The organism is Falsiroseomonas tokyonensis, from assembly GCF_019024325.1.
Lineage (GTDB): Bacteria > Pseudomonadota > Alphaproteobacteria > Acetobacterales > Acetobacteraceae > Falsiroseomonas > Falsiroseomonas tokyonensis.
Window position 1 is genome coordinate 1233087 of record NZ_JAFNJS010000001.1, and the last position, 19253, is coordinate 1252339.

A 19253-nucleotide genomic window follows, 5' to 3' on the forward strand; every position below is an offset into this window, starting at 1 on the left:
GGCGCTGCCATCCGGTTCAGCCGGCCTTGCGGTTCTCTTCCGGCACCACCGTCTCATGCGCCGTCTGCTCGGCCACCGTCATGATGCTGCGCATGTCGCGCAGGAAGGCGGCGCCCTTCAGGGTGCGCTGCACCAGCACGCTGCGCCGGTCCATCGGGTCCACCTTGCGCCGGGCCAGGTCGAGCTCGCCCAGCCGGTCCAGGGCCCGAGTGATGGCGGGCTTGGAGACGTTCAGCTCCGCCGCCAGTCCGCGCACCGTATGCGGGCCGTCCGTCAGATAGACTGTGAGGAACACGCCGAGCTGACGTGCCGAGAGATCCGGCCCGTCCCGACGGACGAGCGCCACGACGGTGTCGCGGAGGATGCCGACCAGCTGGTCGGAATTTGCTTGAGTGGCCATGATGTTGCTTCCTTCTTCGACACGCATGCGGCTGGCCTGCGCCGACTTAGCCCCAGGTCCTCCTCGGCCCCTGGCGCGCCCCTCTGCCGTCCCGCTCTGCGAAGGGTTCGTTTCTGACACACCCGTTTGAGAGCGCCGCAGGCCTGAAAGTTCCCGTTTCATCTCGAATTCGTTACCGTCCTGCAGGGCTTCGTTTGGAAACCAAAGCAGTCACGGCCCTTGCCAGAGCGCGTGCCGCCTGAATTTCACCGCCTTCGGGCCGGCCGGGGCGCGACTGATCGTTCCATGCATATAAATCGATATGAGCCCAAGGCAGGCCCGGTGATACAAAGTGTTGCAGAAACAAAGCCGCCACCACGGCGCCAGCCATTGGCTTGCTGCTGACGTTGTTCATGTCTGCAATGGAGCTGTCCAGCCAAGAAACGTAATTTTTCATCAGCGGAAGTTGCCACACCGCATCGTGAACAGCTGTGCCCGCCAAGAGAATACTTTGTGCCAGTTCCGTATCATTGGAGAACAAGGCCGGCAAATCAGGCCCCAGCGCGACACGCGCTGCTCCCGTCAGCGTCGCGGCGTCGATCAGAAGGTCTGGCGCCTGTTCGCAGGCGAAGGCCAGAAGATCTGCCAGAACCAGCCGCCCCTCGGCATCGGTATTGCCGATTTCCACCGTCAGTCCTTGCCGTGTCCTGATGACATCCATCGGCCGGAAGGCGGCGCCGGAAACACTGTTCTCCACCGCGCCCACCAGCAGCAGCAGCCGGATCGGCGCCTTGGCGCGCATCAGCATCTCCGCCGTGGCGATCATGGCCGCAGCGCCGCCCATGTCCTTCTTCATGCGCAGCATGGCGGCTGCCGGCTTCAGGTCGAGCCCGCCGGTGTCGAAGCACACCCCCTTGCCGCACAGCGCCACCAGCGGCCCATCGGGCGCGCCCTGCCAGCGCAGGATGGCGATGCGCGGCGCGCGGGGGCTGCCCTGGCCCACCGCCGCCACCGCCGGGAAGCCCTGCTCGAGGGCGCTGCCGGAGATCTCCTCGAAGCTCGCGCCCTGCGCCGCGGCGAGGCGGGCGACGGCGGCGGAAAGCTCGGCCGGGCCGAGATGGTTGGCCGGCTGGTTCACCAGGTCCCGCCCCGCCCAGATGGCTTCCGCCTGCTGCTGGGCGGCTTCCGTCCCCGGGGGGGCGACCAGCGAAGCCGGCCGGCGCGGCGCGCGGGACTTCAGGCGGGCGAAGCGATAGGCGCCCAGGCACCAGCCGAGCGTGGCGGCCACCGGGTCCGGCGCGCCCTCGATCCGCCAGCAGCTGCCCTCCGGCAGGGCGAAGGGCATGGCGCCGAAGGCCCAGGGTGCGGCAGCCGTCTCCGGATCCTCGCCCAGGCCGAGCACCGCGCCGGCCAGGCCGCTTCCGCCGGGCAGCAGGCGCAGCTCCTGCGCCTTGCCGCTGAAGCCGCTGGCCCGCAGGAAGCCGGCACTGGCTTCCGGCAGGCTGGCGAGCAGGGCGGGAAGGCCGTCCGGCGCCACGGCATGAAGCGGCAGGGCGCGGTCGGTGGCCTCGGTCAGGCAGTCCAGCATGGAGTCTCCAGGGGCAGGCGGGGCGGAACGCTGGGCGATCTGCCCCGGGTACAATGATAGCGCTAATGTGGAAAGGAATAACAACCGGAAGATGCAATGATGCCCGGCCGCAGCTTCAACCCTGCCAGGGGCGGCAGGGCAGGGCTCTTGGCGGCGGCGATTTCCTCCGCGCCGGTCTTGCTGTAGGCCCCTCGGCCATGCGGATTCTGCTCTGGTACTGGGGCCGTCGTGGGGGCGGTGCGCAATTCACGCTGGGGCTGGCCCAGGCGCTGGCCCGTCGGCCCGGCGTCACGCTCAGCCTGTCCATCTCGCGGCAAGGCGAATTACTGGACGGGTTTCGCGAATTGAGCGTTTCGACCGACATCGTGGACACCTACCGCGATCTTCGGGGTTTCGCCACCGGCCTGCTGCGACTTCCCGCCCTGACACGGCGATTGCAGCGCAGCGCCGCCGCGGCGGATGTCGTGATCTCCGGCATGACGCATGTCTGGACGCCGCTGGTGGCGCCCGCCTTGGCCCGCGCCGGGCGCGCCTTCGTGCCGGTGGTGCATGACGCCGCGCCGCATCCGGGCGATTTCGGCTGGGCTTGGGATTGGCGCCTGGGGCGGGAACTGGATGCCGCGCGGGCCGCCATCGCCTTGTCGGACCAGGTGGCGGATGCCCTGGCGCGCCGTCGCCCCGCCCTGCCGCTGATCCGCATGCGCCTGCCGGCCCTGCTGGCGCCCGCGCCGCGCCAGGATGCCCTTGCCGCACCGCCCGCCGGCAGCCTGCGGCTGCTGTTTTTCGGCCGCTTCCGCCGCTACAAGGGCCTGGATCTGCTGCGCGACGCCTTCCGCCTGCTGCACCAGGCGCATCCCGGGGTCACCCTGCGCGTGGTGGGGGAAGGGGATGCGGAGGCCTGCGCCCCCGGCCTCGGCGCGCTGCCCGGCGTGCGGCTGGAGCAGCGCTGGGTGGCGGAGGCGGAGATCCCCGCCTTGCTGGCCGCCGCCGATGCCGTCGTGCTGCCCTATCGCGAGGCCAGCCAGTCCGGGATCGTGCCGCAGGCGCTGGCCATGGGCGTGCCGGTGGTGGCCATGCCCGTGGGCGGGCTGACGGAGCAGCTGCGCGCCGGCGGCCTGCTGGCGGCGGCGGTGACGCCCGCCGCCCTCGCCGCCGCCCTGGCGCGGCTGACCGATCCGGCGGAACTCGCCCGGCTGCGCGCGGAGGCGCGCGAGGCAGGCCAGGCCGAGGCCGATTGGGACGGACAGGCCGAGGCCCTTCTGGCGGGCCTGGCGCGGATCGCCCGCTGATCCTCCCCTTGGATCCTCAGGGCAGGGCGGGAAGCCCCGTGGCCCAGTGCAGGATTCCCAGCGCGAAGATCGCGGCGCCAAGCGCCATGATGACGGGGGGCGGCACCGGCGTGATGCGCAGCGCCAGCAGCGCCAGGGTTCCGAACAGCGCACGCCAGAAGCTGGCGCCCAGCAGCATCAGGCCCAGGAAGGTGAAACCGGCGAACCAGACGGCCCGCATCGCCCGAAACATTCGTGAATCCTCATCCAGGCCAACGCTTCTGGCCCATGGCGGCCGGTCGGACAAGGTCCCGCCACCTGCTTGATCGAGGCGAAGGCCCATGCAACACACTCGCCTATCTGGTGTGGCTTCGCTGGATGGCCGGACGATGCAGATTGGGACGCTGCAGCACGGCCGGCGCTTGGCAGGCAACGGTCCAGCAGAATTCGACCTCAGCCACGCGCCGCGACGCCAGCGGCCGCCATTTCAGCCAAGGGAAAATCCCGCGTGACCCATCCCCTGTTGCGTCGGCTCGCCCATCTCCTGCCGCCGATCCAGCGCCTGTCGCAAAGCCGCGACGCCGCGCTGCGGGACAGGGATGCGGTGCTGGACCGGATGCAGGAATTGATCGACCAGCAGGCCGCGGAGGCAGCCGCCCTGCAGGCGGCCCGGAAGGCCGAAGCCGAGCGTGAGGCGGATGCGCGGATGGAGCGGACGCTGACCATGGTGCGTGCCGAATACACGGTGCTGCCGCGCTTCGGCTTCCATCAGCCGCTGGACTACAACGAGGTCAGCCTGCCACCGCATTTCGACCCGCCGGTGGTGCGGCCCGACCAGAAGCTGCCGCTGCCCGCGCCGGCGGACCGCTTCGGTTATCCGGCCGATGACGCCGCCTATCTCCGCATGGGGGAGATGGATGCGACGATCGTGCGCGACGCCATCGCCCGCCACCTGGGCGCGCCGCGCGACCTGGCGCTGCTCGATTTCGGCTGCTCCTCCGGCCGCGTGCTGCGGCATTTCGAGGCGGAACACGCCGCCCATGGCTGGCGGCTGCATGGCGTGGACATCCAGGCGCGCCCGATCGAATGGCTGCGCCTGCATTTCCCGCAGCACTACACGGTGACCACCGGCACGGTGCAGCCGCACCTGCCCTTCGAGGACAACAGCCTCGACGTGATCTACGGCTTCAGCGTCTTCACCCACATCAAGTACCTGTGGGACATGTGGCTGCTGGAGCTGAAGCGCGTGCTGAAGCCGGGCGGGCTGCTGGTGCAGACCATCCACACCGAGAATGCCTGGGAATACTACCACCGTTACAGGCACGAGGACTGGGTCCGGCGCGCCCATGCGGCGCGGATGCTGGACCAGCCGACCATGCAGGTGGACTGGCTGCACCACGGCGACATCGCCGTCAGCCAGGCCTTCTGGAAGGCCGAGGTCGCGCGCCGCAACTGGAGCCGCTACCTGGAGGTGCTGGAGCTGCTGCCGCCGCAGCACGCGCTGTCGTTCCAGGACGTGATGGTCTGCCGCAAGCCGGCGCGCTGAGGCGCCGCGCGCTTCAGAAGGGGAATGGCTCCGGCGGGTTGTTGGCGGAGCCGCGCGGCACGTCGAATTCGTGGATGCCGCCGACGCCGAAGCCGATCCACTGGCTGCCGGTCCAGGCATATTCGTATTCGTTGCCGATCCCCCATTCGCTGGCGGATTGGCCGTTCTGCCCCCAGGACCGCGTCGGCAGCCAGCGCTCGCTGTTGCTGTCGTAGTAGTCGGTGATCCAGAGCGTGCCGTCGCGGATCTGGGTCGGGTTGGGATGTTCCCATTTGGCGTAGATCTCGTAGTAGCCGCGCGCGCCCTGCAGCCGGTCGCCCACCTGGAAGCGGGCGAAATCCTCGGACAGCCAGCCGGCATAGAGGTCCCCGGATTGGCTGTAGAAGGCCCAGGCGTAATAGCCGTCGCGCCCGACATCGACCTGGTAGATCCCACCCTGGCCGAAGTCGTCCCATTCATTGCCGTCCCAGACATAGTCGTATTCCTGGCCCAGCCCGGCCTGGGTCACCGGCTGGCCGGTCTGCTCCCAGCTGCGCCCCTTCATCCAGCGCTGCGATTGCGCATCCAGGTAGTCGGTCACCCAGACCGTGCCCTCCGCCGCGCCGCTGGTGGACCCGCTGCGGTCGTAGATGGTGTAGGTGCCGCGGGCGCCGGGAATCTGCTGGCCGATGGCATAGAGACCCGCATCGGCCACGGCGAAGCCCGCATAGATGTCGCCGCTGGTCGCGTGCTGGAAATACCAGGAGAAGCGGGCCGGCTGTTCCAGGCTGGCCTGCACCGTGCCGGCGCGGCCGAAATCGTCCCATTCGTCGCCGTCCCAGGCATAGTCGAATTCCGAGCCCAGCCCGCCATAGCCGCTGGGCGCGCCGCCCAGCACATAGGCGGAATAGCTGGTCAGCTGCTGGTTCGCGCTGGCGTCGAAATAGCCGCCGGTGGTCCAGACCGTGCCATGGGCCATCGCCTGCCCGCCGAGCGAGGCGGTGCCGGTGATGGTATAGGTGCCGCCCGGCATGGTGACGGTATCGCCGACATCCCAGGCGGTGCTGTGGCCGACCATGCGGCCGAAGTAGCGATCCCCGTTCGGCATCTGGAAGGTCCAGTCGAAAAGGGAATCCGGGATCCGGTCGGCCTGCAGCGAACCGCCCAGCCCTACCTGCACCCAGGCGGTGCCGGTCCAGGCGCGGTCCAGCTCGCTGCCCAGCCCGGCATAGCCGGTGGCCGCCGTGCCGCCGCTTTCAAGGTTGAAGTCCACCTTGGCCTGCGCGTCCCAGTAGCGGGTGGTGCGCACCGTGCCCTCGCTGCCCGCCTCCGCCTGGTCCTGGCCGAAGGGTGTTTCCGTCAGGATGCGATAGGTGCCGTGGTCGGTGCGCAGCGTGTCGCCCGGCGCCCAGTCCACGCTATCGGCCAGCAGCGTGCCGAACAGCGCATCGCCGCCATCGGCATTGAAGACCCAGGTGAAGAGGCTGTCCGCCAGGTCGCCCGGATCGGCCTGATCCGCGCCGCCGCGGCCGAAACTGTCCCAGCCGGTGCCGTTCCAGGCGGCATCCACCTCGCTGCCCAGCCCGCCCAGGCCGGCCGGGCTTCCCTCTCCCAGCTGGGTCAGCATCCAGCTGCCGGTGCGGTCGCGATACCAGCCGACCGCGATCCAGCCCTCCTCCATGTCGAACTGGCCGAGATCCGTGCCCTGCGGATCGCTGGCGACGATGGTGTAGGTGCCATGCGCGGTGGCGAGCGTGCTGCCCACCACGTAGCGCGTGGAATCCTCAACCAGCGTGCCGCCCCAGCTGTCGCCGGTGGTGGCGCGGAAGGTCCAGGTGAAGATGCTGTCCGTTATTGCGGACATGGCCAGGCCAGGGCCGAAGGGGTCATGCGAGGCTCCTCGGCCCGTGCTGGGCCGGCCTGCGCAATCTGCCGCAAGGCGGTGAAACCGCCGTTAACCGCCCCGGCGGTGGAACCGCCGCTAACCGCCCCGGCGGTGGAACCGCCGCGAATTGCCCTTACGCGCCCGCCGGTCAGACCAGCAGGCGGCCGATGCGCTCCACCAGCGCGACGGCGGTATAGGGTTTGCCGAGGAAGTTCACCCCCTCATCCAGCCGGCCGTGGTGGATGATGGCGTTGCGCGTGTAGCCGGTGGTGAACAGCACGCGCAGGCGCGGGCGCCGCGCCAGGGCGGCGGCGGCCAGTTCCCGCCCGTTCATCGGGCCGACCAGCACCACGTCGGTGAACAGCAGCGTCACCTCCGGATGCGCCTCCAGCAGCGCCAGGGCGGCGGGGCCATCGGCGGCGGCGATGGGGCGGCAGCCGGCCTCCGCCAGGGCGGCCACCGCGAAGTCCCGCACCATGTCCTCGTCCTCCACCACCAGCACGGTTGCGCCCGGCGGCAGGGTGGGGGCCAGGCGCAGGCTGCCATTGGCGGCGGCCGGGCCGGGCTCGGCCGGCCGGGCGCGCTCGGCCGCCGCCGCCTCCGCCTCCCGCAGCCGCGGCAGGTAGAGCTTCACCGTGCTGCCCTGGCCTGGTTCGCTGTAGATCGCGGCATGGCCGCCGGACTGGCGCGCGAAGCCATAGACTTGGCTGAGGCCGAGGCCGGTGCCCTGGCCCGTGGGCTTGGTGGTGAAGAAGGGCTCGAAGGCGCGGCTGACCACATCGGCCGACATGCCGGTGCCGGTGTCGGAGACGCAGATCAGCACATATTGCCCGGCCTCCACATCCTCCCGCCCCGCCGCATAGGCCTCGTCCAGGTGGGCATTCGCCGTCTCGATGGTCAGCTTGCCGCCGGCGGGCATGGCATCGCGCGCATTCACCGCCAGGTTCAGCAGCGAGGCCTCCAGCTGGTTCGGATCCGCATGCGCGCGCCAGAGCCCGCCCGAGAGCACGGTCTCGATCTCGATATCTTCGCCCAGCGTCCGCCGCAGCAGGTCGGACATGCCGGCGACCAGGCGATTGGCATCCACCGGCTCCGGCGCCAGGGGCTGCTGGCGGGAGAAGGCGAGCAGCCGCTGGGTCAGCGTCGCCGCGCGATTGGCACCTTCCAGGGCATTGTCGATGCCCCGGCCGATGCGCCCTTCCAGCGCCTGGCGCGCGGCGGGATCGCCCTGGCCCTCCAGCTCCCCAAGGCGGCGGCGGGCCAAGGCGAGATTGCCGATGACGACGGTCAGCAGGTTGTTGAAGTCATGCGCCACGCCGCCGGTCAGCCGGCCCACCGCTTCCATCTTCTGCGACTGGCGCAGCTGCGCCTCTGCCCTGTCCCGCCCGCTGGCGGCGGCGACCAGCCGGGCATTGGTCTCGGCCAGGTCCCGCGTGCGTTCCGCCACGCGCTGTTCCAGCGCCTCGTTCAGCCGGCGCAGCTCCTCCTCCCGCCCCAGGATGGTGCGGGAGGCCTCGGCCAGGGCTGCGGCGGTCTCGGAGACTTCGCGGATGCCGCTCGGCACCGGCGCCACCGGCTCGCCCCGCCCCAGGGCCCGGGCCTGGGCGGCCAGGCGCAGCAGCGGATTGGCGATGCGGCGGCCGAGCACCAGCGCCAGCACCAGCGACAGCAGGGCAAGCCCGCCGCCGATCGAGCCGAGCAGCAGCAGCGCGCGGTCCAGCGGCTGGTTCAGCGTGGCGAGCGGCACGCCCACCGCGACCCGCCAATCGGCCAGGGCGGTCTTGGCGAAGCTGCCCAGCACCGGCGTGCCATCCGCCGTGAAGCCGTGCCAGCTGCCTTCCCACCCGCCGGTATGGCGGCGCAGATCCTCCGTCGCCAGCTGGCCGACGAACTCCTCGTGCCGGGTGTTGCGCGCCAGGATGCGGCCCTGGCCATCGACCACGGCGAGCGTCCAGCCCTCCGGTGCCTGGCGGTCCTCCAGCACATGGCGGATGCGGTCCGCCGGCGTGCTGAGGCTGAGGTAGAGCCCGCCCGGCTCGCCCTGCACCGGCACGCCGACCGGCAGCTCCACGGCGAACATCGGCACCTGGTGCAGGATGCCGCGGAACAGGTCGGTGACCACCAGGTGATTGCGGCCCGGCGCCGGCGGCGGCAGCGGGGAGGTGGTGGTCGGCGGCTCACCCGGCGCCAGCCAGGCGTTCAGGCGCTGCCGCCCGTCGGGGTCGCGCAGCACCGCCGCCATGCCCAGCCGCTGGCGCAGCTCCACCGTCAGGCGGTGAAAGCCCGGCAGGTCCCCCTCCGCCAGCTGCGGCGACAGGGCCAGCAGGTTCAGCGTGGCGGCGATGGCCGTCAGCTCCCGGTCCACCGCCAGGGCGACGGCGCGGGCGGTGTTCAGCGCCTCATCCTCCAGCCGGTCGCGCTGCGCCTCGGCGAAGCGGTTGGACAGGGTGGCGACGAAGACCAGGATGGGGAGCGCCAGCGCGGCCGCGAAAAGCACCAGGTGGCGCCGCACCGGGCGGCCGGCCGCGCGCCCGGGATCGGTCGCGGCGTCCGGCGGGGGCGGTCCAGGCGCGGCTGAGTCCAACGGGGGGCTCCGTCATGGGGCATGGCGTGGCGTCCCCGTCGGGCGCGCGGGCGTCGGGCGTTCCACCCGCCTCCCATGCCTTCTGGCGCGGCGCGGGGCAAGGCCGCCCCATGCGCCTGGCGGCGCGAAGCCGCTGGTATCGGGGCGCCGCCACCCCATATACCATGCTGGCGCTGGACCGATCCGCGCCGGGGCTGGGCAAGGGCCCCGGAGGACAATGGCATGTTCACCCGCACAAGCGGCGCCTCGAAATGACCCAGACCCGCACGAGCCGCGAGCAGCTGGTGTTCCGCCGCCCCTTCGCCCTGCCCGGCCTGGCGCAGAAGCTGCCTGCCGGCACCTATACGGTGGAGGTGGAGGAGGAGCTGATCGAGGCCCTGTCCTTCCCCGCCTGGCGCCGCACCTCCACCACCCTGACCCGGCGCCCCGAGCGCGCGGGCGAGCTGATCGAGGCCCATGCCGTCACTGCACGCGACCTCGAGGCCGCGCAGCTGATCGATGCGGCGTGAGGCGAGGGATCCACGAGACGAGGAACGCCGGATGAGCCAAAACATGCCCGCAACCCCCAGCACGCCCGCCCCGCGCTGGGACGGCCGCCGCGTGCTGTTCGAGGTGGTGGATGCGGACCAGCTGGTGCCCTGCGCCATCTCGATGAACGCGCTGCAGGACATCAGCGAGATACGCCGCTTCAAGCCGGCCGACCTGATGCAGTGCTTCGCCGCGCTGCGGCCGCGCATCGAGGCGATCGCGCTGGACAAGCACCGCGCCCGCTCCGGCGCCGCGGCGGGGCTGCTGCATATCTGGACCGAGGATATCGAGGACGCGGCGCCCGCCGCGCCGCCCCCTGCACCGCCTGCCTGAACCGAGCGGCCTGAACCGAGCGAAGGATCACGACCATGGCCAAGGGCCAACAGCGTTCCAACCGGGAAGCGAAGAAGCCGAAGGCCGCGAAGAAGCCGGAGGCCGCCGCCGCTTCCCCCTTCACCCGCGAGCCGACCAAGAAGGCGCCCCCGCCGAAGCCCGAGAAGGGCTGAGCGAAGCGGGCGCCGCCCGGGCCGGCCTGGTTTCCCGCCGCGGCGCCGCGCTGGCCTGATTCTTGGAAGGTCCCGCCCGTGCCATGATCGCCTGGCACGGTGCGGAGGCTGACCATGAAGACGCTGATCCTCGAACCCGGCTGGATCTGGGACGCGCAGGCCGGGTTGCGCAGCGGGCGCTTCGTGGTGGTGCGGGACGGCCGCATCGCCGATGTCACGACGCAGCGTCCGACGCTCGACGCCGAGCGGATCAGCCTGCCCGAAAGCCTGCTGCTGCCGGGCTTCGTCAACCTGCACAACCACGCCTTCAGCGCCCCGCTGTTCCGCGGCCTGGCGGATGACATCGCCGAGGGCGAGCTGCCGGGCGACATCGTCTATTCCCTGCTGATGCCGCTCGGCGACATCGCGGCGGAGGTGTTGGACGCGGAGGCCATCGGCGACGTGGCCGAGATGGCGCTGCTGGAGACGCTGAAGGGCGGATCCACCACCATCATGGATGTCTGGCGCCTGCAGCAGGCGCCCTTCATCGAACGTGGACGGCGGCTGGGGCTGCGGACCTATTCCTGCCCCTACCTGTTCTCGACACCCAAGATGGACATGGGGCCGGACGGCAGGCCGGTGACGGCGCCGGAAACGGCGGAGACCGGCTTCGACAGGGTGATGGAGCTGTTCGCCGAATACGACGAGGGCCCACGCGGGCGCACCCGCATCGGCTTCGGGCCGCATGGGCTGGATACCTGCACGCCGGAATTGCTCATCCGCATCCGCGACGTGGTCGACGATATCGGCTGCCCGCTGACCATCCATGCGGCGCAGAGCCAGGTGGAGCTCGACATCGTGCGCGCCCGCTACGGCAAGTCCCCTATCGAACACATCCGAGACCTCGGCCTGCTGCGGCCCGGCACGGTGCTGGCGCATTGCGTGATGGCCACCGATGCCGAGCTGGCGATGATCCGCGACCACGGCGCGGCCGTGGCCTCCTGCCCCTATGCCTTCTCCCGCTTCGGCGTCGCCGTGCCTTTCGCGCGGTTCCTGGAGGCCGGGATCAACCTTGGCGTCGGGACGGATGGCGTCGGCCTCGACATGGTGGCGGAGCTGCGCGCGGCGGCACTGCTGGCCAAGGTGCAGGCCGGGCGCGGCGGCATCGCGAGCGGGGAGGCGATGCTGCGCGCCGCCACGGCCGCCGGCGCCGCCGCCATCGGGCGGGAGGATCTCGGCACGCTGGCGGTGGGCGCGACGGCGGACTTGCTGCTCTTCGACCTGTCCGGCGCGCGCTACCAGCCGGTGTGGAACCCGCTGCAGGCGCTGCTGACCAATGGCGTGGCGGCCGACCTGCACACGATGCTGGTGGACGGCAAGCCGCTGATCCGCGACCGCCGGGTGCAGGGTGTGGACGAGGCCGCGGTGGTGCGCCGCGGCGCCGCCGCCATCCGCCGCGTCTGGGACGCGGCGCGGCGGCTGGGGCGCGTGCCCGCCGGCATTGCGGCGCGCATGGCGTAGCGCCCCCACCCAACCCTCCCCCGCAAGCGCGGGGGAGGGCCATGGGCATCAGACGATCTTGCGGTCGTCGGGCAGGTAGCGGTCGGTATAGGTGAAATCCATCGTCGGCGTGCCGGGAATGCCAAAAGCCTCCGCCACCTGGCGGGCGGAGGTCTCGAAGCGCTCCTTCACCACGCTGGAAACACCATTGGCGCGCACATGCGGCGTCAGCAGCGCGACCTCGTTGATCAGCTCGTTGCGTGCGATCTCCACCGCCGTGTCGATCAGCGGCTCGCGGCGCTTCAGGGATTCCATGGCGGCGGCGGGCTCGGCCAGCATGGCGCGCAGCCCGCGCACCGTCGCCTGGTTGAAGGCGCGCACCACATCCGGATTCTGCTCCGCGAAGGCTTTGCGGACCACGAGGCCCGAGGAATAGAGCTGCACGCCCCACTGGTTGTATTGCAGCCAGCCGATGTCGCGCAGCGGCACGCCGGTGCCCACCATGTTCAGCGCCGTGGTGGTTAGGAAGCCCAGCGTCGCATCCGCCCGGCGCTGGATCACCATGGTGTCGCGCAGCTGCGCCGTGACGGACAGCAGGTTGATCTTCGACACATCCAGCTGGTTGGCGCGGGCAAAGATCGGGAAGAGCAGATGCGTGCCCTCGCCCGGGGAGACGGAGACGCTGCGCCCCTCCAGGTCCTTTGGCTTGGTGATGCCCGAGGATTTCAGGAAGATCGCCGCATTGGGCGAGGCGTCATACAGCACGAAGACCGAGGTGACCTGGCTGCCCGGATTCTCGGTGTTGAACTTCAGCGCGAGGTTGGTGTCGGCGAAGCCGATGTCATAGGTGCCTGCGGCCACCTTGGTCAGCGTATCGCCGGAGCCGAAGCCGCGGTCGATCTGCACATCGAGGCCGGCTTCCGCGAAGAAGCCGCGGTCGGCGGCGAGCGTCCAGGCCGAATGGGCGGATTGCCAGGCCCAGTCCAGGCAGAATTTCACGGGCCGGCGGGCCCCCTGGGCCAGGGCGGGCGCGGCCAGGCTGGGCAGCAATAAGGCAGATGTCAGGACATTGCGGCGGGTGAATGCGTGCATCTTGGGCAGCCTCCGGTCTTGGATTGCGCGGTGCGCGGCGCGGCTGAAATCCAGCAAGCGCCATGCCGTGAACCGGCATCGCCCGGACGCTGGACAGAGGAAGTGTCGCGCCCGATCCTGGCGGCCGGTCACAAAGGACAGGACAAATGCGAGCGATGCGTTTCCTCGGCGTGATGCTTGCCGCGATGGCGACACTCGCCACGCCGGCCTTGGCGCAGACCTGGCAGCCCAGCCGGCCGATCGAGATCGTCGTGCCCTTCACCGCGGGATCCCTGGCCGACCGCAATATGCGCGTCGTCGCGCCCCTGCTTTCGGCCGAGCTCGGCGTGCCCGTGGCGGTCCAGAACATCCCCGGCGCCAATGGCTACAACCGCGTCTATCGCGCCGCGCCGGATGGCCAGACCATCGGCTATGGCGATCCGGTGGCGCAGATGGCGCTGGCCATCGTGCAGCCGCAGCCCTTCGACGTGCTGCGCTTCACCTGGCTCGGCCATTTCTCCGCCGGGGTGCAGACCATGGTGGCCTCCGCCCGTGGCCGGGTGGCGAGCCTGGAGGCGCTGCGTTCCATGCGCCAGCCGGTGCGCTGCGGCACCTTCGGCGGCATTTCCACCGGCGCCGCGCAATGCGCGCTGCTGGGTGCGCAGATGGGCTTCCCCGTCGCCTTCGTCTCGGTCCAGGGGCCGCCGGAACTGGTGCTGGCGGCGGTGCGCGGCGATGTGGATATCGCCTCCCTCGGCCCGACGCTCTGGCGCGACCATATCGCGGCCAATGCGGTGCGGCCGCTGCTGTCCTGGTCGGCGCAGCGCGATGCGCGGCTGCCGGAACTGCCGGCACTGAATGACATCAACCTGGCCAGCCTGGCCGATGTCACGGTCATCCGCGGCGTCGCAGCCCCGCCGGCGCTGCCGGCGGCAATCCGGGACCGCCTGATCGCGGCGCTGAATGCCGCCATGGCCAAGCCGGAGTGGGAGGCCTTCGTCACCCAGGCGCAGCTGGAGCGCGACTGGACCTTCTCCGCGACCTATCCCGAGAGCCTGGCCCGCGCCCAGGCGCTGCTGCAGCAGAATGCGGCCACGCTGCGCGGCGCCTTCTGATGCACAGCCTGCTGCTGCCGGGCTGGCGCGCGCGGATCGGCGTGATCAGCCCGACGGTGCTGGAACGCATCCCGCTGGATTTCCAGCGCATCGCCCCCGAGGGCTGCATGATCTGCGGCATCACGACCGGCATGGGCGGCTGGGCTGGCAACCAGTACGGCCAGGCGCTGGCGCAGCTGAAGGAGTCCGTGCGCTACCTGGCCGCGCGCAAGGTGGACTACATCCTGCACGTCGCCTCCCCCATCGTGGTGGCGCAGGGGCCGGGCTATGACCGCTTGCTGCTGGCCGAGATGGCGGAGGTCTCGAACGGCATCCCCTGCGGCACCACCATCCGCTGCGCGCTCGATGCTTTTGCCGCCCTTGGCGCCCGGCGCATCCTGGCCGTCACGCCCTTCCACGCGACGCTGAACGGCCAGATGCGCGCCTTCGTGGAGGCCGAGGGCTACGGCTTCTCCCGCATCGCCAGCGTGCCCGCGCATTTCGACTTCCTCCAGGACATCCCGCCGGATGTGCTGTTCCGCACGGCGTTGGCCGCAGCAGCCGAGGATCCGGATTTCGACGCCATCTGGCTGCCTTCCGGCCAGGTGCCGGCGGTGGAGGTGGTTCGAGCGCTGGAAGCCCGCCTCGGCAAGCCCGTCGTGGCGCAGAACCATGCGGACTTCCTGGCCGCCTTCCGCGCGCTGGGCGTCGGCGGCATCGCCCGCGGCCACGGCATGCTTCTCGACAAGTTCGCCAACTGATGGACAATCTCGCCCAGGCGCTGATGGAGGGGCTGGCCCAGGCCACCACCTTCGATGCGCTGGTCTTCATGATCTTCGGCACCGCCGTGGGCTATGTCTTCGGCATCCTGCCGGGGCTGCAATCCATCACGGCCATGTCGGTGTTCCTGCCGCTGACCTATTGGTGGACGCCGGCCCAGGCGATGTATTTCTTCGCCGGCATCATCGGCGCCGCCGGCAATGGCGGGGCCGTGACGGCCATCGTGCTGAACATCCCCGGCACGGCGCAGAATGCGGCGACGACGCTGGAGGGCTATCCGATGACGCGCGCCGGCCGCGCCGTCTTCGCGCTGAACCTTTCGGCCTCCGCCAGTTGGCTCGGCGCCGTCTTCGGCGTGGTGGTGCTGGTGGCGCTGGTGCCGGTCTTCCTGCCCTTCCTGCTTTCCTTCGGCCCGGCCGAGACCTTCTGGGTCGCGGTGTTCGGGTTGGTGACCATGGTGCTGGCGGTGGCGGGGTCGCCGGCCAAGGGGCTGGTCGCCATCGCCATCGGCGTCTTCCTCGCCATCATCGGCATGGGCGGGCCCCGCCTGCCGGTGCCGCGCTTCACCTTCGGCAGCAGCTACCTGCTGGATGGGCTGGAGATCGTGGTGGTCATCATCGGCTTCCTCGTCGTCTCGGAATGCCTGTTGCAGGTGGCGGGCGTCTGGGCGCGGGGGCGGGAGTCCGGCATCGCCACCAATGCCGTGGCGCGGGTCGGCGATGACTGGAAGCAGCAGATGCGCGATGGCTGGAAGGCGCCCTTCCGCCATCCCGGCATCTTCCTGCGCTCCTCCGCGCTCGGCACCGCCGTAGGCGCGCTGCCCGGCGTGGGCGGCACGGTCGCGCAATTCCTGTCCTACAACCTGGCCGTCGCCACCACCAAGGATGCCAGCCAGATCGGCAAGGGGGCGGAGGACGCGCTGGTGGCGACGGAGGCCGCGACCAATTCCAAGGAAGGCGGCGCGCTGTTCCCCACCCTGCTCTTCGGCATCCCCGGCAATGCGGAGATGGCGCTGGTGCTGGCCGCCTGGCAGATCCATGGGCTGGAGCCGGGGCCGAGCTTCATGACCACCCATGGCGCGCTGGCCTGGGCGCTGGTCTTCGGCCTGCTGTTTTCCAACCTGGTCGCCAGCGTCGGCACCGCGGCGGCCAGCCCCTGGCTGGCGCGGCTGCCGGGCTTCGACATGGGCATCCTGGCGCCGGCGGTGCTCGTGGCGTCCCTGATGTCCGCCTATACGGTTCGCTCCAATTTCCTCGATCTCGGCCTGCTGCTCGGCATCGGCGTGTTTGGCGCCTTCCTGCGGCTCTATGGCTATTCGGTGATCGGCGTGGTCATCGGCTTCGTGCTGGGCGATGTCATCGAGCGGAATTTCTACACCGCGCTGCAAAGCTCGCTGGGTGACTACACCGTCTTCATTGGCTCCCCGGTGGCGGCCGGGCTGGCGGCGATCACCGCCATCGCGGCGCTGGTCTGCGGGGCCAAGGTGGTGCGCGGGCGGCGGGAGGCGGCGGATGCGGCGGGCTTCTCGCGCGGTGCCATCCTGTTTGGCGCGCTGATGCTGGTGGCGGCACTGGCGCTGCTGTGGCAGGCGATGGCGCCGGGCTGGCGCGGCGGCATCGTGGCGCCGGGCGTGCTGGGCCTCGCCGCGCTACTGCTGGCGCTGGTGCTGGTGCAGGCCTGGCGGGGGCGGGAGGCCACTTCGGGGCCGGAGGCCGCGGCCACGCTGCGCCTGGCCGCCCTGCTGGTGGCGGCGCTGGGCGTGGCGCTGTGGCTTGGTTTCCTCGCCGGCATGGCCGCCTTCCTGGCCGCCTTCTGGATCGGCGTGCAGCGCCGGTCGCCCGGCCGCGCCGTGGCGATGGTGGCGATCTTCGCCCTGGCCCTGCCGCTGGGCTTTTCCTGGCTGGTGGACAGCCCGCTCTGGCGCGGCGTGGTGGCGCCGCTGCTGCCGGGCGTGATGGGCGGGGAGGTGATGCCGGCGCCGTAGAGCACGATCCCTCCCCTTGGACGGATCTGGTGCTCAGGAAGCTATTGCTATGGCGCCGGATCGCCCCTGCGGTGCTCAGTCGCGACCTCAGGCCTTGGCCGCCTCCTGCCAGGACATGTGCTGCGTCGAGCCGCGAGCGCGCACATCTGTCCTTATCTGCAGCAATCAGCACATAGGGCCGATGAGCCGCGCCTGACCAACGCGAAAGCCCATCCATCGCCGCGCGTCCGACTTCCTCCTTCGCGACACAGATGCCGGCATTCCCCATCACGAGAAGAATGTCGGCGATCGGGCCGCTACCAGGTCCCCGGACGCGTCGGCACTGTTTGACGGACACGAAGGTCACGCCATATGCGCCCATCACCTCCGCCAGCTTGGCGAAATCCATCCGTGAGCGGGACGGACGGTCGATCTTGTAGACCACGATCACATCGACCAGGCCGGCCTGGATAGCGCGCAGCAGGCGCTGCAGTGCCGGCCCCTTCAGCGTGCCGCCGGAGAAGCCGCCATCGTCGTAGCGGTCGCGCACCAGCATCCACCCCTCGGCGCGCTGGCTGGTGATGTAGGCCTCGCAGGCGTCGCGCTGCGCGTCGAGGGTATTGAACTCCTTCTCCAGCCCCTCGTCCGTGGACTTCCGCTTGTAGACGGCGCAGCGCAGCTTCGTCGTCGCAGGCATGGCCGGCTCTCCACTGGCACCACGCTGGATGACGAGCTGGTCCTGTTCAGCCGGCAGTCTTCATGCTGCCGCTGCGCGCGATGGTCGCACTGAACCTCAGCCAGCGCATCGCCGGCCAGACCGTATGGCTGGAACTGGTCAGCATCACGCCAGAAACAGGCGTGCCCAAGGGGGCGGCCAATGTGCGGGAGGACACCGGTGGTGACGTGCTGGCCTCCGGTACCACAATGCAGTGGAACCGCCCGGTGAAGAGCTGGAACGCCGGTGCGGTGATGGTCGACGCCTAGCTGAACCGGCGGCAGACGATCCGGGTCGGAGAAGGCGTGGTCTAAGCGCAGTTGGGGATCGAGGGCTTCGACGGGCGAATCGACCTCGAGGCATTGCGGCTCGTCGGGTTGCCGGAGGCCTCGCGGACCGTCCTATACGCCTGTCCCGCGGTGCCGGTGAGGACGCGGAGTCTGGCGCTGGAGACCAACTGGAAACTGCCAAGCCAGACTGCTGGGGCGCGTGCTGCTGCGGCTAGAATCGCCAAACAGGGCAGTCCACTTCAATCAGGCCGAAAGGGCTTGCCCCATTGTGCGGCGGCGATGCACGACGGCTGACCAGACGTTCCTGCAACAATGCAGGCGGCAGGAGGACCGGCGAGGCATGGCGAGCCGACGATCCCGGCGCAAGCAACCCGCTTCCGCCCCTTAGCCAGAAAGGCGATCACCATGAACATTCGTAAGCCTCTCCATCGCGCCGCCCTGCTCATGGGCTTCGCCATCAGCGCAACCCTGGCCGGCACCGCGGCCCATGCGCAGCATCGCAACTGCATCGACACCCTGGCCGGTCTGGGAGACGCGTCGCGCTTCGTCGGCGTCGTGAACCGCAGCCATCTGGTCGCGGATTTCCGCGAGGTCGGGCCCTTCACCTTCTTCGTGCCGACCAATGCGGCCGTCGCCGCCGTCACGCCCGGCCTGGTGAACATCCTGTTCCCAGCGGGTGCCGGTGGCGAATCCAGCGCCGACCCTGTCCTGGCGCCCGCCGCCGTCAACGCGCATATCCTCGACGGACGCTACACGTCGGCGGCGCTTGAGCCAGGTATGACGATGCCTGCCCGCACCCGCGCGGGCAACACGATCCAGGTGTCGAACGTCGATGGCAAGGTGACGCTGCGCACCGGCAATGGTGTTGTCGCCACGGTGCTGCGAGGGGACATCCCCTGCTCCAACGGCGTGATCCACATCATCGACCAGTCTCTGGTCCGCTGAGCCACCGCCTTACCGCCACGCGGTCGCAGGGCCGCGTGGCGTGCCGGCCTAGGGTGGCGCGTTCAGCAGCGCCGCCAAGCGCACCAACTCGGCGAGCGAGCGCGCGCCCATCTTCTGCATCGCGGCGCGGCGGTGGATCTTCACCGTGATCTCGCTGAGCCCCAGCTCCCACGCCGCCTGCTTGTTCATGCGCCCGGCCGTGACGAGTGCCATGACCTCGCGCTCCCGCACCGAAAGCGTTTCGAAGCGGGCGCGCAGGTCGGCACTGCTGCTGGCCGCGGCGCGCCGCGCCTGGTCGCGCTCCAACGCGTTGGCGACGGCATCGAGCATCTCCTGATCGCGGAACGGCTTGACCAGGAAGTCCACCACGCCCGCCTTCATCGCCCGTACCGACATCGGAATGTCGCCATGGCCCGTGATGACAATGGTGGGCAGCACGATCCCAAGCTCCTCCAGCCGGCCGTGCAGTTCGAGCCCATCCATGTCGGGCAGCCGCACATCGAGGATGAGGCAGCCCGGCCTGTCCGGTCGTGCCCTGCCAAGGAAGTCGCCCACCGACGAATGCGCCTCCGATGCCAGCGCAGCCGAGCGGAACAGGCGCACCAGCGCCTCGCGGAGCGGGGCGTCATCTTCCACGATATGGATTAGCGGCT

Annotated in this window: 18 protein-coding genes and 1 pseudogene; 11 read left to right on the forward strand and 8 right to left on the reverse strand. The window is 70.3% G+C overall.

Features of this window, described 5'->3' with window-relative positions; genetic code table 11:
• Positions 1-16: 16 nt before the first annotated feature.
• Positions 17-400 (reverse strand): MarR family transcriptional regulator, encoded by a 384-nt coding sequence (locus J3S20_RS05595; RefSeq protein ID WP_216835263.1) that lies wholly within the window; start codon positions 398-400, stop codon positions 17-19.
• A gap of 172 nt (positions 401-572) precedes the next feature.
• Complete coding sequence (locus J3S20_RS05600; protein ID WP_216835264.1) at positions 573-1967, reverse strand: leucyl aminopeptidase family protein; 1395 nt, start codon at positions 1965-1967, stop codon at positions 573-575.
• Between the two features lie 197 nt (positions 1968-2164).
• On the opposite strand from J3S20_RS05600, the gene J3S20_RS05605 reads away from it, so the two are divergent.
• Positions 2165-3256 carry a glycosyltransferase family 4 protein gene (locus J3S20_RS05605; RefSeq protein ID WP_216835265.1) on the forward strand — a complete coding sequence of 364 codons (1092 nt, stop codon included), beginning with the start codon at positions 2165-2167 and terminating at the stop codon, positions 3254-3256.
• Between the two features lie 16 nt (positions 3257-3272).
• Here the strand turns inward: J3S20_RS05605 and J3S20_RS05610 are convergent, their stop codons facing one another.
• Positions 3273-3488: a hypothetical protein gene (locus J3S20_RS05610; RefSeq protein WP_216835266.1), complete on the reverse strand. Its 216-nt coding sequence runs from the start codon at positions 3486-3488 to the stop codon at positions 3273-3275.
• Positions 3489-3743: 255 nt separating this feature from the next.
• Here J3S20_RS05610 and J3S20_RS31055 point away from each other — a divergent pair, with 255 nt between their 5' ends.
• Entirely contained in the window at positions 3744-4781 is a 1038-nt protein-coding gene (locus tag J3S20_RS31055; RefSeq protein ID WP_216835267.1) for a class I SAM-dependent methyltransferase, read from the forward strand.
• Positions 4782-4794: 13 nt separating this feature from the next.
• Here the strand turns inward: J3S20_RS31055 and J3S20_RS05620 are convergent, their stop codons facing one another.
• Together J3S20_RS05620 and J3S20_RS30740 are read right to left on the reverse strand one after the other, a co-directional pair.
• The gene (locus J3S20_RS05620; RefSeq protein ID WP_216835268.1) at positions 4795-6624 is read right to left on the reverse strand and encodes a hypothetical protein; all 1830 of its coding nucleotides are present in this window, start codon (positions 6622-6624) and stop codon (positions 4795-4797) included.
• Positions 6625-6793: 169 nt separating this feature from the next.
• A complete protein-coding gene (locus J3S20_RS30740) occupies positions 6794-9229 on the reverse strand; it encodes an ATP-binding protein (protein WP_216835269.1) in 2436 nt (811 codons plus the stop codon).
• Between the two features lie 251 nt (positions 9230-9480).
• Between J3S20_RS30740 and J3S20_RS05630 the strand changes: the two genes are divergently transcribed.
• The 4 genes from J3S20_RS05630 (at position 9481) to J3S20_RS05645 (ending at position 11763) form a co-directional block, all read left to right on the forward strand.
• Positions 9481-9738 carry a hypothetical protein gene (locus tag J3S20_RS05630; protein WP_216835270.1) on the forward strand — a complete coding sequence of 86 codons (258 nt, stop codon included), beginning with the start codon at positions 9481-9483 and terminating at the stop codon, positions 9736-9738.
• Between the two features lie 43 nt (positions 9739-9781).
• Positions 9782-10090 carry a DUF1488 family protein gene (locus tag J3S20_RS05635; protein WP_216835271.1) on the forward strand — a complete coding sequence of 103 codons (309 nt, stop codon included), beginning with the start codon at positions 9782-9784 and terminating at the stop codon, positions 10088-10090.
• Between the two features lie 35 nt (positions 10091-10125).
• Positions 10126-10263, forward strand: a complete 138-nt coding sequence (locus J3S20_RS05640) for a hypothetical protein (protein ID WP_216835272.1) — start codon at positions 10126-10128, stop codon at positions 10261-10263.
• A gap of 114 nt (positions 10264-10377) precedes the next feature.
• The gene (locus tag J3S20_RS05645; RefSeq protein ID WP_216835273.1) at positions 10378-11763 is read left to right on the forward strand and encodes an amidohydrolase family protein; all 1386 of its coding nucleotides are present in this window, start codon (positions 10378-10380) and stop codon (positions 11761-11763) included.
• Between the two features lie 48 nt (positions 11764-11811).
• On the opposite strand, the gene J3S20_RS05650 is transcribed toward J3S20_RS05645, so the two are convergent.
• Positions 11812-12834 (reverse strand): ABC transporter substrate-binding protein, encoded by a 1023-nt coding sequence (locus tag J3S20_RS05650; RefSeq protein ID WP_216835274.1) that lies wholly within the window; start codon positions 12832-12834, stop codon positions 11812-11814.
• Between the two features lie 146 nt (positions 12835-12980).
• Here J3S20_RS05650 and J3S20_RS05655 point away from each other — a divergent pair, with 146 nt between their 5' ends.
• The 3 genes from J3S20_RS05655 to J3S20_RS05665 are packed head-to-tail and all read left to right on the forward strand — an operon-like array spanning position 12981 to position 16671.
• Positions 12981-13928 (forward strand): Bug family tripartite tricarboxylate transporter substrate binding protein, encoded by a 948-nt coding sequence (locus J3S20_RS05655; protein WP_216835275.1) that lies wholly within the window; start codon positions 12981-12983, stop codon positions 13926-13928.
• The gene (locus J3S20_RS05660; RefSeq protein WP_216835276.1) at positions 13928-14668 is read left to right on the forward strand and encodes an aspartate racemase/maleate isomerase family protein; all 741 of its coding nucleotides are present in this window, start codon (positions 13928-13930) and stop codon (positions 14666-14668) included. The genes J3S20_RS05655 and J3S20_RS05660 overlap by 1 nt, the downstream gene beginning before the upstream one ends.
• Positions 14668-16671: a tripartite tricarboxylate transporter permease gene (locus tag J3S20_RS05665; protein WP_216835277.1), complete on the forward strand. Its 2004-nt coding sequence runs from the start codon at positions 14668-14670 to the stop codon at positions 16669-16671. Before J3S20_RS05660 ends, J3S20_RS05665 begins: the two co-directional genes overlap by 1 nt.
• Before the next feature lie 331 nt (positions 16672-17002).
• On the opposite strand, the pseudogene J3S20_RS05670 reads toward J3S20_RS05665, so the two are convergent.
• Positions 17003-17347: pseudogene (locus J3S20_RS05670) on the reverse strand (recombinase family protein); the annotation flags it as partial.
• Between the two features lie 62 nt (positions 17348-17409).
• Here J3S20_RS05670 and J3S20_RS05675 point away from each other — a divergent pair.
• Both J3S20_RS05675 and J3S20_RS05680 read left to right on the forward strand, forming a co-directional pair.
• On the forward strand, positions 17410-17634 hold the full coding sequence (locus J3S20_RS05675) for a hypothetical protein (protein WP_216835278.1): 225 nt from the start codon (positions 17410-17412) through the stop codon (positions 17632-17634).
• Positions 17635-18060: 426 nt separating this feature from the next.
• Positions 18061-18600 carry a fasciclin domain-containing protein gene (locus J3S20_RS05680; protein ID WP_216835279.1) on the forward strand — a complete coding sequence of 180 codons (540 nt, stop codon included), beginning with the start codon at positions 18061-18063 and terminating at the stop codon, positions 18598-18600.
• A gap of 48 nt (positions 18601-18648) precedes the next feature.
• Here J3S20_RS05680 and J3S20_RS05685 read toward each other — a convergent pair whose 3' ends face one another.
• The gene (locus tag J3S20_RS05685; RefSeq protein ID WP_343215164.1) at positions 18649-19236 is read right to left on the reverse strand and encodes a response regulator transcription factor; all 588 of its coding nucleotides are present in this window, start codon (positions 19234-19236) and stop codon (positions 18649-18651) included.
• Positions 19237-19253: the final 17 nt, after the last annotated feature.

Excerpts from the sequence above, each read along its gene's own strand:
- J3S20_RS05675 (WP_216835278.1), top strand. The coding sequence starts at position 17,410 with ATGCTGCCGCTGCGCGCGATGGTCGCACTGAACCTCAGCCAGCGCATC.
- J3S20_RS05595 (WP_216835263.1), bottom strand. The coding sequence starts at position 400 with ATGGCCACTCAAGCAAATTCCGACCAGCTGGTCGGCATCCTCCGCGAC.
- J3S20_RS05660 (WP_216835276.1), top strand. The coding sequence starts at position 13,928 with ATGCACAGCCTGCTGCTGCCGGGCTGGCGCGCGCGGATCGGCGTGATC.
- J3S20_RS05650 (WP_216835274.1), bottom strand. The coding sequence starts at position 12,834 with ATGCACGCATTCACCCGCCGCAATGTCCTGACATCTGCCTTATTGCTG.
- J3S20_RS05605 (WP_216835265.1), top strand. The coding sequence starts at position 2,165 with ATGCGGATTCTGCTCTGGTACTGGGGCCGTCGTGGGGGCGGTGCGCAA.
- J3S20_RS05610 (WP_216835266.1), bottom strand. The coding sequence starts at position 3,488 with ATGTTTCGGGCGATGCGGGCCGTCTGGTTCGCCGGTTTCACCTTCCTG.
- J3S20_RS05680 (WP_216835279.1), top strand. The coding sequence starts at position 18,061 with ATGAACATTCGTAAGCCTCTCCATCGCGCCGCCCTGCTCATGGGCTTC.
- J3S20_RS05645 (WP_216835273.1), top strand. The coding sequence starts at position 10,378 with ATGAAGACGCTGATCCTCGAACCCGGCTGGATCTGGGACGCGCAGGCC.
- J3S20_RS05655 (WP_216835275.1), top strand. The coding sequence starts at position 12,981 with ATGCGAGCGATGCGTTTCCTCGGCGTGATGCTTGCCGCGATGGCGACA.
- J3S20_RS05665 (WP_216835277.1), top strand. The coding sequence starts at position 14,668 with ATGGACAATCTCGCCCAGGCGCTGATGGAGGGGCTGGCCCAGGCCACC.
- J3S20_RS05630 (WP_216835270.1), top strand. The coding sequence starts at position 9,481 with ATGACCCAGACCCGCACGAGCCGCGAGCAGCTGGTGTTCCGCCGCCCC.
- J3S20_RS05635 (WP_216835271.1), top strand. The coding sequence starts at position 9,782 with ATGCCCGCAACCCCCAGCACGCCCGCCCCGCGCTGGGACGGCCGCCGC.
- J3S20_RS05600 (WP_216835264.1), bottom strand. The coding sequence starts at position 1,967 with ATGCTGGACTGCCTGACCGAGGCCACCGACCGCGCCCTGCCGCTTCAT.
- J3S20_RS05620 (WP_216835268.1), bottom strand. The coding sequence starts at position 6,624 with ATGTCCGCAATAACGGACAGCATCTTCACCTGGACCTTCCGCGCCACC.
- J3S20_RS05640 (WP_216835272.1), top strand. The coding sequence starts at position 10,126 with ATGGCCAAGGGCCAACAGCGTTCCAACCGGGAAGCGAAGAAGCCGAAG.